This is a genomic window from Cellulomonas olei (genome assembly GCF_039548315.1).
Lineage (GTDB): Bacteria > Actinomycetota > Actinomycetes > Actinomycetales > Cellulomonadaceae > Cellulomonas.
Window position 1 is genome coordinate 1 of the sequence record NZ_JBCLVN010000015.1, and the last position, 15,165, is coordinate 15,165.

The window sequence follows — 15,165 nt, forward strand, 5'->3', positions numbered from 1 at the left end:
ACGGTGCCGTCGCGCTCGCCGCCGGGTGCGCCGTCCGCGGCGGGCGCGGGCGACGCGGCCGGGGCCGGCGTCGCGGTCGCCCCGTCGCCCCCGGAGCCGGACGCGGCACGGCCGTCGGCGGTGGCGGCGTCCCCCGACGCGCCGTCCGGTGCCCCCGAGGTCGTCGGCTGGGGGGACGAGGGGCGGTAGCCCTCGAAGAAGTCCCACCACGCCGGGTCGACCGCGGTCTTGTCCTGGAGGTACTGCTCGTACAGCTCGTCCACCAGCCACGCGTTCGCGCCGAAGTCGGCCCGGTTCACGTCTGGCTCGGCATGCTGGGACACGCGAGGATCGCCCACTTCCTCCGCGGTCACTGACCGCGTCTTCGCCGGATCGGTTCGTGGCCAACCCTACGTCCTGACTGCGTGTCGTCTCCCGTCGGGGAGGGTGACGCGCGGGTGGTTCACGTGCTCGTCACACGCCGGGTCCGCGAGGGGTGTCGGGGGTCCCATCCGCGGGTCTGCCCCGGGTCAGCCGCGTGCCAACTCGGTCATGGGCGCGTCGTGCGGGGCGGTCGCCGCGACCCGTGCCGCGACCGCGGAACCGAGCGCGAGGACGACCATCGTCACGGCCATCGGGAGCGCGTCGTGCTCCCCGCGCAGGCCGACGAGCGGCGAGACGAGCGCGCCGAGGCCGAACTGGAGCGCCCCGAGCAGGGCCGACCCGGTGCCCGCCGCCCCCGCCGCCTCGTCGGTGGCGAGCGTGGTGGCGTTGCCGAACACCAGGCCGAGCGCGCTCACGGTGAGGAAGAGCAGCACGAGGGTGGGCAGGCGCGGCAGGTCGAGCAGCACGACGTCCACCAGCAGCAGCACGCTGAGCACCGCCACCGCGGTCACGCCCGCGGTCAGCAGGCGCCGGGCGCCGAACCGGCCGACCAGGGCCGTGCCCAGCCCGGCCACGAGCCCGAGGCCCAGGGCGTTGGCCGCGAAGGCCAGGGAGTACGCCCCGACCGAGAGGCCGAGCACGTTCTGCAGCACGAACGGCGAGGCCGAGATGTACGCGAACATCGCGGCGAAGCCGAGCACGAGCGACCCGGTCCAGCCGACGAAGCGCCGGTTGCTGAGCACGGCGCGGGCGTCCCGGAGGGTGCTCGCCACGCCGCCGCCGGTGCGGTGCTCGCGGGGGAGCGTCTCGGGGACGAGCGCGAGCACGGCGACGAGCATGAGCGCGCTCGCCCCGGCGAGGATGGCGAACACGCCCCGCCAGCCCACCGCGGTCACGAGCGTGCCGCCGACCAGCGGGGCCGCGACCGGCGCGACGCCCTGGATGAGCATCATGACGCCGAACACGCGCGCGGCGGCGTCCCCGCGCGCCCGGTCGCTGACGACCGCGCGGCTGAGCACCACCCCCGCCGCGCCGCTGAACCCCTGGACGAACCTGGCGGCCACGAGGAAGCCGGCGGACGGCGCGAGCGCGCAGGCCAGCCCCGCCGCGGCGCACACCGCGCTGCCGGCGACGAGCAGCCCCCGGCGGCCGCGCTGGTCGGAGAGCGGCCCGATCACGAGCTGCCCCAGCGCGAGGCCCACGAGGAACGTCGTCAAGGACAGCTGCACGACCGAGGCGCTGGTGCCGAGGTCCCGCGCGAGCTGCGGGAACGCCGGCAGGTACATGTCGGTGGCCAGCGGTGCGATCGCGGTGAGGAGGGCGAGGGCGACGGTCACCGCGGGCGTGAGCGGCCGGTCCCCGCCGAGCTGCGGGGTGCTGCGGGCGGGTGCGGTCGTGGTCGAGGGCACGGCGGGGCCCGGGGGCGTGATCATGGGGGGTGCTCCAGCGCGGACGGAGGGCGGCTCGGTGCCGCTGCCGGGGAGCATTCTATCTATGAGGTCATATATGTCGAGTCATATGAGCCGCGGTAGCCTCGAGCGGTGACCGACGCCGACACCGACGCCACGCACGCCCTGCGGCAGCTCGCCTCCGCGCTGCACGACCTCTCGCGCGCGGTGCGCCGGGAGCAGGACTCCGAGGCCGGCGGGCTGCCCGGGCTGCCCCCGACGGAGTTCGAGGTCATGCGGTACGTCGACCGGCACCCCGGCACGAGCGTCGGCGGCGCCGCCGAGGCACTCGGCCTGCGGCAGAGCAACGTGAGCGCCGCCGTCCGCGGGCTCGCCGGGCGCGGGCTCGTCGAGCGCGTCGCGGACGCCGCCGACCGGCGGGTCGCCCGGCTGCACCCGACGCCCCTCGCCCGGCGGCGCCGCGAGACGGTCGAGCAGGCATGGGCGCGGACGCTGGAGACCGCGCTCTCCCGCCTGGACCCGGCCGACGCCGCGGCGGTCCGCGACGCCGCCGGGCCGCTCGCGCGCCTGGCCGGTGCCGTCAGGTGACCCGGTGCCGTCAGGTGATGTCGCGCCGCAGCGTCGTGAGGCGTCCGACCAGGGCGAGCACCAGCGCGTAGCCGACCAGGACCAGGGCGCCCGCCGCGGGTGACAGGAGGTCCCCCAGGCCGCTCGCGGAGTAGAACGACCCGCCGCTGATCGCCTCGCCCGCCGCACCGGGCATGAACCGCGCGATGCCCGCCGTCGCGTCGTTGAGGTTGAGCACCAGGCGGGCGATCGGCTCCACGAACTGCGTGAAGGCCAGCACGACGATGATCGCCACGACCTGGTTCGGCAGCGCGAACCCGAGCCCGACGCCGAGCACGCACCAGATGGTGAGCGAGAGGACCGTCCGGGCGATGACGCCCCACATCTGCGCGTCCCCGAGGAACGCGTCCGCGTCGGTGAAGGCGAACACGGTGGCGCCCGCGGCGACGGTCGCGAGCGTCCCGAGCACGCCGTACAGCAGGCCCATCGGGATCGACGCGATCAGCTTGCCGGCCACGAACCGGTTGCGGTCGGGCTGGGCCAGGAGCGTCGGCGTGAGCGTGCGGTGCCGGAACTCCGCGGTCACGGCCAGGACCCCGACCAGCAGCGGCAGGGCGTACCCCAGCGAGGCGGGAAGGGAGTACACCGCCACGGCGATGTCCCGCGCGTCGACGACCGGCGTGGCGCCGCCGCCCGTGGAGACCTGCGAGCCGTCGTCGAACGTGAAGGCGAACGCCATCATCGTCCCGAGGAACGCCATGTAGCCGACCATGACGACCAGCAGCACCCACCAGGTGCGGGTCGTGACGATCTTCCGGTACTCGGAGACCAGGGTGTCCTTCATCGCGCACCTCCGGTGGACGCGTCGGCGGCGGTCGGCCCGGTGGCGGTCGGCGGTGCCCCGGGCGGGGCGGCGTGCTCGGCGGTCGACGACGTCAGGCTGAGGAACAGCTCCTCCAGGCCGGCGGCGTGCGTGGCGAGCTCGTGCAGCTCGAGACCGGCCGCGAACGCGGCGTGCCCGACGGCGGCGGCGTCGGTGCCGGTGACCTCGACGACGCCGGGGGCGACGGGGCCGGCCGTCCAGCCGTGGGCGGCCACGAGCGCGTCCAGCCGCTGCGCGTCCGGCGAGGAGATGCGGACGCGCGGCTCCGTCATGCGCCCCAGCTCCTCGAGCGTGGAGGCGTGCACCAGGCGGCCGCCGGCGATGATGACGACGTCGTCGACCGTCTGCTGCACCTCGGAGAGCACGTGCGAGGACACCAGGACGGTCCGGCCCTGGGCGGCGAGCGCCCGCAGCAGGTCGCGCAGCCAGCGGATGCCCTCGGGGTCCAGGCCGTTCGCGGGCTCGTCCAGCAGCAGCACGGGCGGGTCGCCCAGCAGCGTGGTCGCCAGCGCGAGCCGCTGCCGCATGCCGAGGGAGAAGCCGCCGACGCGGCGCTTCGCGGCGAACCCCAGCCCCACGAGGTCGAGCACCTCGGGCGCCCGGGAGTCCGGGACCCCGGCCTGCGGCGCGAACACGCGCAGGTGGTCCAGCGCCGTGCGGCCGGGGTGGAAGTCCGCGGCCTCGAGCGCGGCGCCGACGGTCCGCATGGGGCGGTCGAGCTCGGTGTAGCGGCGGCCCCCGATGGTCGCGGTGCCGCTGGTCGGCGTCACCAGCCCCAGCAGCATCCGCAGCGTCGTCGTCTTGCCGGCGCCGTTCGGGCCGAGGAACCCGGTCACCCGGCCGGGCCGGACGGTGAAGCTCAGGTCGTCGACGGCCCGGACCTGGCCGAACGTCTTCGTGAGGTGACTGACCTCGATGGCGTGCGTGGCGTCGGGTGGCATGCCTCGACCCTAGGAGCCGGCGGTGGCCCGGCGGATCCGTCGCGAGGCGGAGACCGCGCGCCGCCGCGACCGGCGGGCCTCCGCCGCCGGACGGAGCCGCTAGAACGCGGCGGTCGCGGGCCGGGACGTGCGCCGCGAGGGGAGCATCACGCGCATGGTGCAGCCGGTGTCCGTGTCGGCGACCTCGACCGTGCCGCCGTGGAGCGTGACCGCCCAGCGCACGATCGACAGCCCGAGCCCGGTGCCGCCCGTGGAGATCTGCCCGGTGATCGCCGGGGTGTTGCCGCGCGCGAACCGCTCGAAGACGCGCTGCCGCTGGTCGGCCGCGATGCCGGGGCCCTGGTCGACGACGTCGATCCGCACCCAGCCGCCGGCGCGGTGCGCCTCGAGCCGGACGGGGGCGCCGCGCGGGGAGTGCCGCACCGCGTTCTGCACGAGGTTGGCGACCACCTGGTGCAGGCGCTCGCGGTCGGCGGGCACGGTGAGGTCCGGCGGCTCCACCTGCACCGGGAACGTGAGGTCCTTGGAGGCACCGACCAGGCGCCCCTCCTGCGCGGCCTCCTCGAGGAACTGCTGCAGCGGCACCTCGGTGACCTGCAGGTCGACGGCCCCCGCCTCGAGGCGCGACAGGTCGAGCAGGGTGGCGACGAGCCGGCTGAGGCGCTGCGTCTGGGCCAGGGCGGCGCGCATGGACTCCGGGTCGGGGTCGCTCACCCCGTCGACGATGTTCTCGAGCTGGGCCTGCAGGGCGGTGACCGGGGTGCGCAGCTCGTGCGACACGTTCGCGACCATCTCGCGGCGCAGGGAGTCGGCCTGCTCGAGGTCGTCCGCCATGCGGTTGAACGCCGCCGCGAGCTCGCCCACCTCGTCGCGGCTCGTCGCGCGCACGCGGCGGCTGTAGTCGCCCGCCGCCATGGCCCGCGCGGCCGCGGTCATCTCCCGCAGCGGCGACGTCATGCCGCGGGCGAGCACCTGCGTCATGACGAGGGCGATGACGATGACGATCGGGAACGTCCGCGTCGGGCCCAGCGCGTTGTTCAGGCCGATCCACGTCAGCAGGGCGGCGACGAACACCGCCGCCGCGACGAGCACGCCCAGCTTGATCTTGATGGAGCGCAGCCGGTCGAGCGGCCGCACGTCCGGCAGCCGCCCGACGCGCGGCCGCTGGTGCCGGGGGACCGTCACGCGCCGCCGGTGCCCGTGCCGGCCGGCTCCAGCGCGTAGCCCACGCCGTGCACCGTGCGGATGAGGTCCGCGCCGAGCTTCCTGCGCAGGGCCTTCACGTGCGAGTCGACGGTGCGCGTCCCCGAGGCGTCCACCCAGTCCCACACCTCGGCCAGCAGGCGCTCGCGGGTGAGCACGGTGCGGGGGCTGGCGGCGAGCGCGAGCAGCAGGTCGAACTCGGTCGGGGTGAGGTGCACCTCCTCGCCGGCGCGGTGCACGCGGCGCTGCGCGCGGTCGATGACGACGTCGCCGACCGCGACGGGCGGCTCGGCCTCGGGCGACACCGCCGCGAGCTCCGCGGCGAGCGCGGCCCGCTGCTGGCGCCGCAGGAGGGCCTTGACCCGCGCGACGAGCTCGCGCATCGAGAACGGCTTGGTCATGTAGTCGTCGGCGCCGACCCCGAGCCCGATGAGCATGTCCGTCTCGTCGTCGCGCGCGGTCAGCATGAGGACGGGGACGGGCCGGTCGGCCTGGATGCGGCGGCACACCTCGAGGCCGTCGATCCCCGGCAGCATCACGTCGAGCACGACGACGTCGGGGTTCAGCCGGGCGGCGGCGTCGACGGCCTGGAGCCCGTCGCCGACAGTCTCGACCTGCCAGCCCTCGGCGGAGAGCCGCCGCGCGACCGCGGTGGCGATGGCGGGCTCGTCCTCGACGACGAGCACCGACGTGGACGCGGAGCCCGGGGTGCCCGCGGGGCTGCCGGCGGCACCGCCGGGACGGGAAGCGAACGTCATCGACCCAGCGTAGAGCGCGGGTGTGGAGGTTTCGTATGATCGACCCCACCATGAGCAGCTCAAGTCGCTGCCGGCGTCCTTCCCGGGCCGACGAGCCCGGGGGCGACCATGCCGGCCCTCCCTGCCTCCTGAACCTCCTCGCGGGGCCCCGTGCCCGCGCCGGGACCCGCGCCCGCCGGGGTGACCCGTGCTGACCGAGTGGCTGCTCGTGCTGCTCGGCGTCGTGCTGACCGCGGGGACCGCCGTGTTCGTGGCCAGCGAGTTCTCCCTGGTCACGCTCGACCCCGGCGTGGTCGACCGCCAGACCCGCCCGGACGACCGCCGCGGCCAGAGCGTCCTGAAGGCGCTGCGCCGGCTGTCCACGGAGCTGTCCGGTGCCCAGGTCGGCATCACGGTCACCACCGTGCTGCTCGGCTACACCACGCAGCCCGCCGTGAGCCGGCTGCTGGGCGGCCCGCTGCGGGAGTCCGCCCTCGGCGCGGCGGCCGGCGGCGTGGTCGCGGTGGTGCTGACCCTCGTGCTCGTCAACGGGTTCTCGATGCTGTTCGGCGAGCTCGTGCCCAAGAACTTCGCGATCAGCAGGCCGCTCGGCACCGCCCGGTGGGTGGCCCCGCTGCAGCGCGGGTTCACCACGGCGCTGCGACCGCTCATCACCCTGTTCAACTCGAGCGCGAACGCGCTGCTGCGGCGCGTCGGCGTGGAGCCCCGCGAGGAGCTGTCCGGCGGGCGGTCGCCGCAGGAGCTCGCCGCGCTCGTCCGCCGGTCCGCCCAGGTCGGGACGCTCGACGCGTCGACGGCGGTGCTCATCACCAACTCCATCGACTTCTCCGGTCTCACTGCGGTCGACGTCATGACCGACCGGCAGCGCGTCGTCGTGCTGCGCCGCGAGGACACCGCGGCGGACGTCGTGCGCCTGGCCCGCGAGACCGGGCACTCCCGGTTCCCGGTGATCGGTGACGACTCGGACGACGTGGTGGGGATGGTGCACCTGCGCCGCGCGATCGCGGTGCCGTACGAGCGCCGCGGCGAGGTGCCGGCGGCGGCGCTGATGGTCGACGCCCCGCGCGTGCCGGAGACCGTGCACCTCGGCCCGCTGCTGGTGGAGCTGCGCGAGCACGGCCTGCAGATGGCGGTGGTCGTGGACGAGTACGGCGGCACGTCCGGCGTGGTGACCCTGGAGGACGTCGTCGAGGAGCTGGTGGGTGACGTCGCCGACGAGCACGACCGGCGCCGCACGACGGCGTCGCGGCGCGCCGACGGCGCGTGGGAGGTCTCGGGCCTGCTGCGGCCGGACGAGCTCACCGAGACCACCGGCCTGGTGGTCCCGGAGGACGGCCGGTACGAGACGCTCGGCGGCCTGGTGATGGCCGCGCTCGGGCGCGTCCCCGAGGTGGGCGACGAGGTCCGGGCCGGCTCCGTCGTGCTGCGCGTGGAGTCGATGAGCCGCCGCCGGGTCGAGCGCGTCGTCGTGCGCCCCGCCGAGGCGCCGGTCGCGGACGAGGAGGCCGGTCGATGAGCAACGGCCTCGCCCTCGCCCTCGCCGTCGCGCTGCTGGCCGGCAACGCGTTCTTCGTCGCGGCCGAGTTCGCGATCATCTCCGCCCGCCGCTCGGCCATCGAGCCGAAGGCCGAGGCGGGCGACCGCCGCGCCGTGACCGTGCTGTGGGCGATGGAGCACGTCTCGCTGATGCTCGCGTGCGCGCAGCTCGGCGTGACCGTGTGCTCCACCAGCCTGGGCCTGGTGGCCGAGCCGGCGATCGCGCACCTCATCGAGGACCCGTTGCACGCCCTCGGGGTGAGCACGAGCCTGGCGCACCCGATCGCGTTCGTCGTCGCCCTGCTCGTCGTGGTGTACCTGCACGTCGTGCTCGGCGAGATGGTGCCCAAGAACCTCGCCGTGTCCGGCCCGGACCGCGCCGTGCTGGTGTTCGGCCCGCCGCTGGTGTGGCTGGCGCGCGTGGTGCGGCCGGTCATCGGGGGGCTGAACTGGGTGGCGAACCACGTGCTGCGGCTGTTCGGCGTCGACCCCCGGGACGAGGTGGCGTCGGCGTTCACCGCCCAGGAGGTGCAGTCGATCGTCGAGCAGTCGCAGGCCGAGGGCCTGCTGGCCGACGAGCAGGGCCTGCTGTCGGGTGCGCTGGAGTTCTCCGACCGCACCGCGGCCGAGGTCATGGTGCCGGTGGCGGACCTCGTGCCGGTGCCCGCCGACGTGACCCCCGAGGAGGTGGAGCGACTCGTCGCCCGCACGGGCTACAGCCGGTTCCCGGTGCTGGGCCGCGACGGCAGCCCGGTCGGGTACCTGCACGTGAAGGACGTCCTGTACGCGGACGACGAGTCCCGCCGCCTGCCGGTGCCGGCGTGGCGGGTCCGGGCGCTCGCGGTCGTCTCGCCCGACGACGAGGTGGAGGAGGCGCTCGCCGCGATGCAGCGCTCCGGCGTCCACCTGGCGCGGGTGGAGGAGGACGGCCGGGCGGTCGGTGTCGTGTTCCTGGAGGACATCCTCGAGGAGCTCGTCGGCGAGGTGCGGGACGCGATGCAGCGCGGGGCCGTGCGGCACTGACGGGGTCCCCGTGCACCCGTTCGTGGGACCTTCGTCACACGTCCGGGTGGTCCCGGTGGGTGATCCGGCGCGACACGCCGATGATCCGTCAACGATCTCGCCCCGAGGGGGTTGGAGCGGGCCCGCGCGCCCGTTATGGTTTCGTGATCGTCCCCCCGGGAGCCGTGACCGCGGTGCGTCCGTGCCCGCCTCCCGGACGGGATCCCTCGTCCACCCGCGAGCATCGGAGGCCCCGTGGCGTCGCACAGCGTGCAGCCTGCCGCCACCGGCTCCCCGACCCGTCGCCAGCTCCGTGAGGCCTCCCGGCACGCGGGCGCGCCCCGCGCCGTGACGGCCGCCGCGGTGGCCGTCACCGCCGCGCCGGCAGCCCGCGACCACCGCACGGGACCGCTCGCCCGGTGGGGCACCCGCGCCGGCGTCCTCGTGACCCTCGCGGCCGTCACCGTCGCCGTCCCGCTCTCGCAGCAGGCCGCGCGCAGCGACGACGGGTACACCGACGCGCAGGCCGACGCGACGCTGCCGAGCACGGTGGAGGCGCTGACGTCGTCCCCGTCGGCCGTGCTGCCGCCCGCGTCCCTCGTGTCCGCCGACGCGACCGCCGTGCGGGCGCAGGTCGACGTGAGCCGCTCGGAGGAGCGCGAGATCCTGCCGGGGTGCAGCGGCGAGGCCGGCACGGACAGCGCGAACGGCCAGCTGCCGCAGTCCGACCTCTGCTACCTCTGGGACGGCACGACCCAGCTCCGTGCGGACGCCGCCGAGGCGCTCGCCGAGCTCAACGCGATGTGGGTCACGCGGTTCGGCACGGACCTGTGCCTGTCGAGCGGCTACCGCACCCTCGCCGAGCAGCGCGCGGTGAAGGCGGCGAAGGGCGGCCTGGCCGCGCCCGCCGGCCGCAGCAACCACGGCTGGGGGCTCGCGGTCGACCTGTGCAGCTCGCAGACGACGGGCGCCCAGTGGGAGTGGATGAACGACAACGCCCCGGTGTTCGGCTGGGAGAACCCCTCGTGGGCTCGCCCTGGCGGCAGCGGGCCCTACGAGCGCTGGCACTGGGAGTACACGAAGGGCGTCATGGCCGACGGCGAGTACTACGGCTGACGCCGGACCCCCTGGACGCACGAAGGCCCCGCCGGTGACCGGCGGGGCCTTCGTCGTCCGTGCGGGACGGCGGCTCAGACCAGCGTCATGCCCCAGGTCACCTCGTGGCTCGCGCCGGGCTCGAGGCGCACGAGGCGCTCGCCGGTCCGGAACGCGTCGGCGATGCAGCTCATCGGCTCGGCGGCGACCCCGCGGCGGTCGATCAGCGGGATGCCGTCGCCGGTGCACACCTGCCAGGTGTCCATCGTCCCGTCCATCCACATCGCGGCGGCGTGGCCGTCGGGCGCGCCGAGCACGATCCACGACAGGCCGTCCGCGTCCCGCGTGACGTCGACGAACGCGTCGTCCAGCGCGACGCCGGCGAGGGGCTGCGGCGTGCGGCGGTCCTCGGCGCCCGCGAGCGGCCGGGTGCCCGTGGGCAGCAGCCGCTCGTCGTTCGTGACCTGGGACGTGGCGTCGACGCGCAGCGTGCAGTCGTCGACGGCGGCGTCGCCGGGGGAGAGCCACGGGTGGAACCCGATGCCGTACGGCGCCGCGGTGCCGGACAGGTTCGTCGTCACGACGTGCACGCGCAGCCCCGCGTCGGACAGCGTGTACGTGACGTCGAGGCGCAGCGACCACGGGTAGCCGGGCGTGGGGACCAGGTCGTGGCGCAGGGTGACCGAGGCGTCGTCGCCCGCGACCCGCTCGAACCGGACGTGCGCGACGAGGCCGTGCAGCGCGGTGCCGCGGTCGGGCTCGGTGACCGGGACCTGGTGCTCCGTGCCCTCCCACGTGTACTGCCCGTCGCGCAGGCGGTTCGGCCACGGGGCGAGCACCGCCCCGGAGTAGGCGGGGGCGAGGGCGTCCTCGGCGAACGGGAGCACGACGTCGCGCCCCCCGACGGCGTAGGTGCGGACGCTCGCGCCGACCTCGGCGATCGTGGCGCGGTGCGCGCCGTGCGCGAGGGTGTGCTGGCGTCCGGACGGGGCTGGGCTGTTCACGCTCACACCGTAGTGGCTCGCCGCGCGCCCGGGACGGGACCGGCGCCGGGCGCGGCGGCCCTGCTCGTGGGGCCTGCCGGCAGCCGGTAGCCTGGACCGTCGTGGCAGCCACCGACTTCCCCGCCGAGATCCGCGACCTGCGCAGCACGCTCCAGTCGATCCAGGCGGTGTCCGACCCCACGGCCCTGCGCGCGAAGATCGCCGAGCTCTCCGAGAAGGCCTCGGCGCCGGACCTGTGGGACGACCCCGAGTCCGCGCAGAAGGTCACGAGCGCGCTGAGCGCGACGCAGTCCGAGCTGGACCGCGTCGACAGGCTCGGGGGCCGCATCGACGACCTGGAGACCCTGGTCGAGATGGCGACGGAGGACGGCGGCGACGCCGAGACCCTCGCGGAGGCCGAGGCCGAGCTGGTGACCATCCGCAAGGACCTGGGCGAGCTCGAGGTCCGCACCCTGCTGAACGGCGAGTACGACCAGCGCGAGGCCGTGGTGACGATCCGCGCCGGCGCGGGCGGCGTCGACGCGGCGGACTTCGCCGAGATGCTCATGCGGATGTACCTGCGCTGGGCGGAGCGGCACGGCTACCCGACCACCGTGCTCGACACCTCGTACGCGGAGGAGGCGGGCCTGAAGTCCGCGACGTTCGAGGTGAAGGCGCCGTACGCGTTCGGGCACCTCTCGGTCGAGGCCGGCACGCACCGCCTGGTGCGCATCTCGCCGTTCGACAACCAGGGCCGCCGGCAGACGTCCTTCGCGGCCGTCGAGGTCATCCCGCTGATCGAGCAGAGCGACGACAACATCGAGATCCCCGAGTCGGAGATCAAGGTCGACGTCTTCCGGTCCTCCGGCCCCGGCGGCCAGTCGGTCAACACCACCGACTCCGCGGTCCGCATGACGCACCTCCCGACCGGCATCGTCGTGTCGATGCAGAACGAGAAGTCGCAGATCCAGAACCGTGCCGCCGCGCTGCGCGTCCTGCAGTCGCGCCTGCTCCTGGTCCGCAGGGCCGAGGAGGACGCGAAGAAGAAGGAGCTCGCGGGCGACATCAAGGCGTCCTGGGGCGACCAGATGCGGTCCTACGTGCTGCACCCGTACCAGATGGTCAAGGACCTGCGCACCGAGCACGAGGTCGGCAACACCTCCGCGGTGTTCGACGGGGACATCGACGGGTTCATCGAGGCGGGCATCCGCTGGCGGCGGTCGGCGCAGGACTGACAACCGGGACGTTCCGGGCGATTCGGGCGGTCGCGCCGGCTGACGGCGGCGGCCGCGCGTTCTCACAGGGAGCCGACGGCGTGTCACGGTCCGGTCACGACGAGGCGCTGCCTACGCTCGTCGCGGCCAGGACCGCACCACCCTCCCGTCCCCCAGCACTGGCCGCACCGCTGTGATCAGATTCGAGAACGTCACCAAGGTCTACGCGCGCGGCGCACGCCCCGCGCTGGACCAGGTCAGCCTGGACGTCGAGCGCGGCGAGTTCGTGTTCCTCGTCGGGGCGTCCGGCTCCGGGAAGTCCACCTTCCTGCGCCTCGTGCTGCGCGAGGAGCGGCCGTCCGCCGGGCGCGTGTTCGTCGCGGGCAAGGACCTCACCACGCTGTCGTCGTGGAAGGTCCCGCAGCTGCGGCGCCAGATCGGCGCGGTGTTCCAGGACTTCCGCCTGCTGCACAACAAGACGGTCTTCGAGAACGTCGCGTTCGCGCTCCAGGTCATCGGCAAGCCGCGCCACCACATCCTCACCACCGTGCCGGACGTGCTGGAGATGGTCGGGCTGGCCGGCAAGGAGAAGCGCCGCCCGCACGAGCTGTCCGGCGGCGAGCAGCAGCGCGTGGCGATCGCGCGGGCGTTCGTCAACCGGCCGTCGATCCTGCTGGCGGACGAGCCGACCGGCAACCTCGACCCGACGACCTCCCTGGGGATCATGCGCCTGCTCGACCGGATCAACCGCACGGGCACCACGGTCGTCATGGCCACCCACGACGACGAGATCGTCGACCAGATGCGCAAGCGCGTCATCGAGCTGTCCGGCGGCGAGATGGTGCGCGACCAGTCGCGCGGCGTCTACGGCTCGGACCGCTGAGGGAGGGGGAGACGTGCGACTGCAGTTCATCCTCTCCGAGATCGGCATCGGCCTGCGCCGCAACCTGTCGATGGCGGTGTCGGTCGTCCTCGTGACGTTCGTGTCGCTGTCGTTCGTGGGTGCCGCGGCGCTGCTGCAGATGCAGATCACCAAGATGAAGGACGACTGGTACGGCAAGGTCGAGGTCGCGGTGTACCTGTGCCCCGCGGGCGAGTCCCCGGAGCCGACGTGCGCGGGCGGCGAGGTCACCGACGACCAGAAGCAGGCGATCCTCGACGCCCTGGCGGCCCCCGACGTCGCGCCGTACATCGAGAAGATCTCCGAGGAGTCCAAGGAGCAGGCGTACGAGACGTTCGAGCGCCAGTTCGACGGGCAGTTCTGGGCCCAGATCACGACGGTCGACGACATGAACGAGTCGCTGCGCATCAAGCTCACCGACCCGGAGAAGTTCGAGGTCGTCGCCGACGTGCTCCAGGGACGCCAGGGCGTCGAGAACGTCCAGGACCAGCGCGAGCTCTACAACTCGCTGTTCCGGGTGCTCAACAGCGCCACGCTGCTGTCCCTCGGCCTGGCCGGCGTGATGCTGCTCGCCGCGGTGCTGCTCATCACGACGACCATCCGCCTGTCGGCCATGAGCCGCCGGCGGGAGACCGGGATCATGCGCATGGTCGGCGCCTCGAACCTGTTCATCCAGCTCCCGTTCATGCTCGAGGGCGCGATCGCGGCGACCATCGGCGCGGCGCTGTCCGTCGCCGGGCTGTGGGCCGGCGTGCGCTACCTGGTGAGCGACTGGCTGGGCGGGCAGGTGGCCTGGATCCCGTACGTCACGACGAACGAGGTGTGGCAGATCGCCCCGTTCCTCGTCGTCGCCGCCGTCGTGCTCGCCGCCATCTCGTCCCTCGTCACCCTCAGCCGCTACACGAAGGTCTGACATGCGCCGCAGCCGCCCGCACCGCCCCCGGGGCCTGCGCCCCCTCGCGGGGCTGCTCGCCGCGGTCCTCGCCGTCCTCGTCGGCGTCACCGCCGCGGGGTCGGCCGCGGGCGACGACCTGGACGACCAGCAGTCGCAGCTCGAGCAGCGGCAGCAGGCCAACGACCAGCAGCGCGCCGACGCGGAGGCCGCGCTCGAGGGGCTGAGCGAGGAGCTGGCGAAGACGGCCCAGGAGCTGCTCGCCGTCCAGCAGCAGCTCGGCCCGGCGCGCGCGGCGCTGTCCGCCGCCGAGGAGGCCCTCGCGGGCTACGAGCGCGAGGCGGCGCTGATCGCCGCGCGGCTCCAGGACGCGCAGGACCAGCAGGCGTCGATCTCGGCCACCATCGAGCAGGACTCGGCGCGGGCCGACGAGATCCGGTCCCAGATCGGGCAGCTCGCGCGGCAGGCCTACCAGGGCGGCCCGGAGCTGTCCGGCCTCAGCGTCGTGATGGAGGCGCAGTCCGTCGAGGAGTTCACCGAGCAGTACAGCCTGGCGACCGCCGCGCAGCGCGCGCAGTCCGAGGTGCTCGACGAGCTCGCCGCGATCAGCGCCGACAACCGGAACAGCCAGGCCCGCCTCACCGCGGTGGGGGACCGGATCGCGGAGCTCAAGGACGAGGCGGACGCGAAGGTCGCCCAGGCCGAGGAGGCGCGGCAGGAGGCCGCCGACCGCAAGGCCGACGTCGAGCGCCTGGTCGCCGAGCAGACCGCCAAGAAGCGCCAGGTCGAGCGGCAGAAGGCGGACGCGCAGGCCGAGGTCGACCAGATCGACGCCGAGGCCGCGGCCATCCGCAAGAAGCTGGAGCAGGTCGCCGCGCAGCAGCGCGAGCGCGCCGCCGCCGCGGCCGCCGCCGCGGGGGCCGCCCCGCCGCCGGCACCCAGCGGCACGGTGAGCGGCGCGCTGTTCGGCAACCCCACCTCGATCAGCCCGATCTACGTCACCAGCGAGTACGGGATGCGGCTGCACCCGATCCTCGGGTACTACCGCCTGCACGCCGGCATCGACCTGCGCACCTGGTGCGGCACGCCGATCTACGCCGCCAAGGAGGGCACCGTGCAGTGGGCCCAGTGGCGCAACGGGTTCGGCAACCAGGTGATGGTCGACCACGGGCTGGTCGACGGGAACTCGCTCATGACCTCGTACAACCACATGACGAGCTTCGTGGTCGGGGCCGGCCAGGCGGTGTCCCGCGGGCAGCTGCTCGGGTACTCCGGCAACACGGGGACGTCGGCGGCGTGCCACCTGCACTTCGAGGTGTACGTCAACGGCGCCACCGTGAACCCGCGGCCGCTGCTCGGCCTGTAGCGGAATCCGCTGGGGGTGCGGCGCGCCGGCCGATAGGCTGCTGCGTCGCCGC

The 15,165-nt window shown here is 74.4% G+C and carries 15 protein-coding genes; 8 read left to right on the forward strand and 7 right to left on the reverse strand.

What is annotated here, in order from left to right; all coding sequences use genetic code 11:
* Both AAHH18_RS06825 and AAHH18_RS06830 read right to left on the reverse strand, forming a co-directional pair.
* A partial coding sequence (locus AAHH18_RS06825; protein ID WP_343301079.1) for a 2-oxoglutarate dehydrogenase E1 subunit family protein occupies nt 1-323 on the reverse strand: 323 nt, incomplete at its 3' end.
* A gap of 186 nt (nt 324-509) precedes the next feature.
* On the reverse strand, nt 510-1,796 hold the full coding sequence (locus AAHH18_RS06830) for a multidrug effflux MFS transporter (protein ID WP_343301080.1): 1,287 nt from the start codon (nt 1,794-1,796) through the stop codon (nt 510-512).
* A 108-nt stretch (nt 1,797-1,904) separates the two neighbouring features.
* Here AAHH18_RS06830 and AAHH18_RS06835 point away from each other — a divergent pair, with 108 nt between their 5' ends.
* Nucleotides 1,905-2,360 carry a MarR family winged helix-turn-helix transcriptional regulator gene (locus AAHH18_RS06835; RefSeq protein ID WP_343301081.1) on the forward strand — a complete coding sequence of 152 codons (456 nt, stop codon included), beginning with the start codon at nt 1,905-1,907 and terminating at the stop codon, nt 2,358-2,360.
* A gap of 10 nt (nt 2,361-2,370) precedes the next feature.
* Here AAHH18_RS06835 and AAHH18_RS06840 read toward each other — a convergent pair whose 3' ends face one another.
* From AAHH18_RS06840 to AAHH18_RS06855, 4 genes are all read right to left on the reverse strand, one after another.
* A complete protein-coding gene (locus tag AAHH18_RS06840) occupies nt 2,371-3,183 on the reverse strand; it encodes an ABC transporter permease (protein ID WP_343301082.1) in 813 nt (270 codons plus the stop codon).
* A complete protein-coding gene (locus tag AAHH18_RS06845) occupies nt 3,180-4,163 on the reverse strand; it encodes an ABC transporter ATP-binding protein (protein ID WP_283319816.1) in 984 nt (327 codons plus the stop codon). Before AAHH18_RS06845 ends, AAHH18_RS06840 begins: the two co-directional genes overlap by 4 nt.
* Before the next feature lie 99 nt (nt 4,164-4,262).
* Nucleotides 4,263-5,348 carry a HAMP domain-containing sensor histidine kinase gene (locus AAHH18_RS06850; protein ID WP_283319817.1) on the reverse strand — a complete coding sequence of 362 codons (1,086 nt, stop codon included), beginning with the start codon at nt 5,346-5,348 and terminating at the stop codon, nt 4,263-4,265.
* On the reverse strand, nt 5,345-6,124 hold the full coding sequence (locus AAHH18_RS06855) for a response regulator transcription factor (protein ID WP_283319818.1): 780 nt from the start codon (nt 6,122-6,124) through the stop codon (nt 5,345-5,347). Before AAHH18_RS06855 ends, AAHH18_RS06850 begins: the two co-directional genes overlap by 4 nt.
* Nucleotides 6,125-6,311: 187 nt before the next feature.
* Here AAHH18_RS06855 and AAHH18_RS06860 point away from each other — a divergent pair, with 187 nt between their 5' ends.
* The 3 genes from AAHH18_RS06860 to AAHH18_RS06870 all read left to right on the forward strand — a co-directional run bounded on the left by AAHH18_RS06860 (nt 6,312) and on the right by AAHH18_RS06870 (nt 9,778).
* On the forward strand, nt 6,312-7,640 hold the full coding sequence (locus tag AAHH18_RS06860; RefSeq protein WP_283319819.1) for a hemolysin family protein: 1,329 nt from the start codon (nt 6,312-6,314) through the stop codon (nt 7,638-7,640).
* Nucleotides 7,637-8,683 (forward strand): hemolysin family protein, encoded by a 1,047-nt coding sequence (locus AAHH18_RS06865; protein WP_343301083.1) that lies wholly within the window; start codon nt 7,637-7,639, stop codon nt 8,681-8,683. The genes AAHH18_RS06860 and AAHH18_RS06865 overlap by 4 nt, the downstream gene beginning before the upstream one ends.
* Before the next feature lie 234 nt (nt 8,684-8,917).
* Nucleotides 8,918-9,778 (forward strand): M15 family metallopeptidase, encoded by an 861-nt coding sequence (locus AAHH18_RS06870; RefSeq protein WP_343301084.1) that lies wholly within the window; start codon nt 8,918-8,920, stop codon nt 9,776-9,778.
* 74 nt (nt 9,779-9,852) lie between these two features.
* Here the strand turns inward: AAHH18_RS06870 and AAHH18_RS06875 are convergent, their stop codons facing one another.
* On the reverse strand, nt 9,853-10,761 hold the full coding sequence (locus AAHH18_RS06875; RefSeq protein WP_343301085.1) for an aldose 1-epimerase family protein: 909 nt from the start codon (nt 10,759-10,761) through the stop codon (nt 9,853-9,855).
* A gap of 101 nt (nt 10,762-10,862) precedes the next feature.
* Here AAHH18_RS06875 and prfB point away from each other — a divergent pair, with 101 nt between their 5' ends.
* The 4 genes from prfB to AAHH18_RS06895 all read left to right on the forward strand — a co-directional run bounded on the left by prfB (nt 10,863) and on the right by AAHH18_RS06895 (nt 15,113).
* Nucleotides 10,863-11,975: a peptide chain release factor 2 gene (prfB, locus tag AAHH18_RS06880; protein ID WP_343301086.1), complete on the forward strand. Its 1,113-nt coding sequence runs from the start codon at nt 10,863-10,865 to the stop codon at nt 11,973-11,975.
* 172 nt (nt 11,976-12,147) lie between these two features.
* Nucleotides 12,148-12,837 carry a cell division ATP-binding protein FtsE gene (ftsE, locus tag AAHH18_RS06885; RefSeq protein WP_283319824.1) on the forward strand — a complete coding sequence of 230 codons (690 nt, stop codon included), beginning with the start codon at nt 12,148-12,150 and terminating at the stop codon, nt 12,835-12,837.
* A gap of 13 nt (nt 12,838-12,850) precedes the next feature.
* Nucleotides 12,851-13,768, forward strand: a complete 918-nt coding sequence (ftsX, locus tag AAHH18_RS06890; protein WP_283319825.1) for a permease-like cell division protein FtsX — start codon at nt 12,851-12,853, stop codon at nt 13,766-13,768.
* Nucleotide 13,769: 1 nt separating this feature from the next.
* Nucleotides 13,770-15,113, forward strand: a complete 1,344-nt coding sequence (locus AAHH18_RS06895; protein WP_343301087.1) for a peptidoglycan DD-metalloendopeptidase family protein — start codon at nt 13,770-13,772, stop codon at nt 15,111-15,113.
* Nucleotides 15,114-15,165: the final 52 nt, after the last annotated feature.

Excerpts from the sequence above, each read along its gene's own strand:
- AAHH18_RS06830 (WP_343301080.1), bottom strand. The coding sequence starts at position 1,796 with ATGATCACGCCCCCGGGCCCCGCCGTGCCCTCGACCACGACCGCACCC.
- AAHH18_RS06840 (WP_343301082.1), bottom strand. The coding sequence starts at position 3,183 with ATGAAGGACACCCTGGTCTCCGAGTACCGGAAGATCGTCACGACCCGC.
- AAHH18_RS06845 (WP_283319816.1), bottom strand. The coding sequence starts at position 4,163 with ATGCCACCCGACGCCACGCACGCCATCGAGGTCAGTCACCTCACGAAG.
- AAHH18_RS06855 (WP_283319818.1), bottom strand. The coding sequence starts at position 6,124 with ATGACGTTCGCTTCCCGTCCCGGCGGTGCCGCCGGCAGCCCCGCGGGC.
- AAHH18_RS06865 (WP_343301083.1), top strand. The coding sequence starts at position 7,637 with ATGAGCAACGGCCTCGCCCTCGCCCTCGCCGTCGCGCTGCTGGCCGGC.
- AAHH18_RS06895 (WP_343301087.1), top strand. The coding sequence starts at position 13,770 with ATGCGCCGCAGCCGCCCGCACCGCCCCCGGGGCCTGCGCCCCCTCGCG.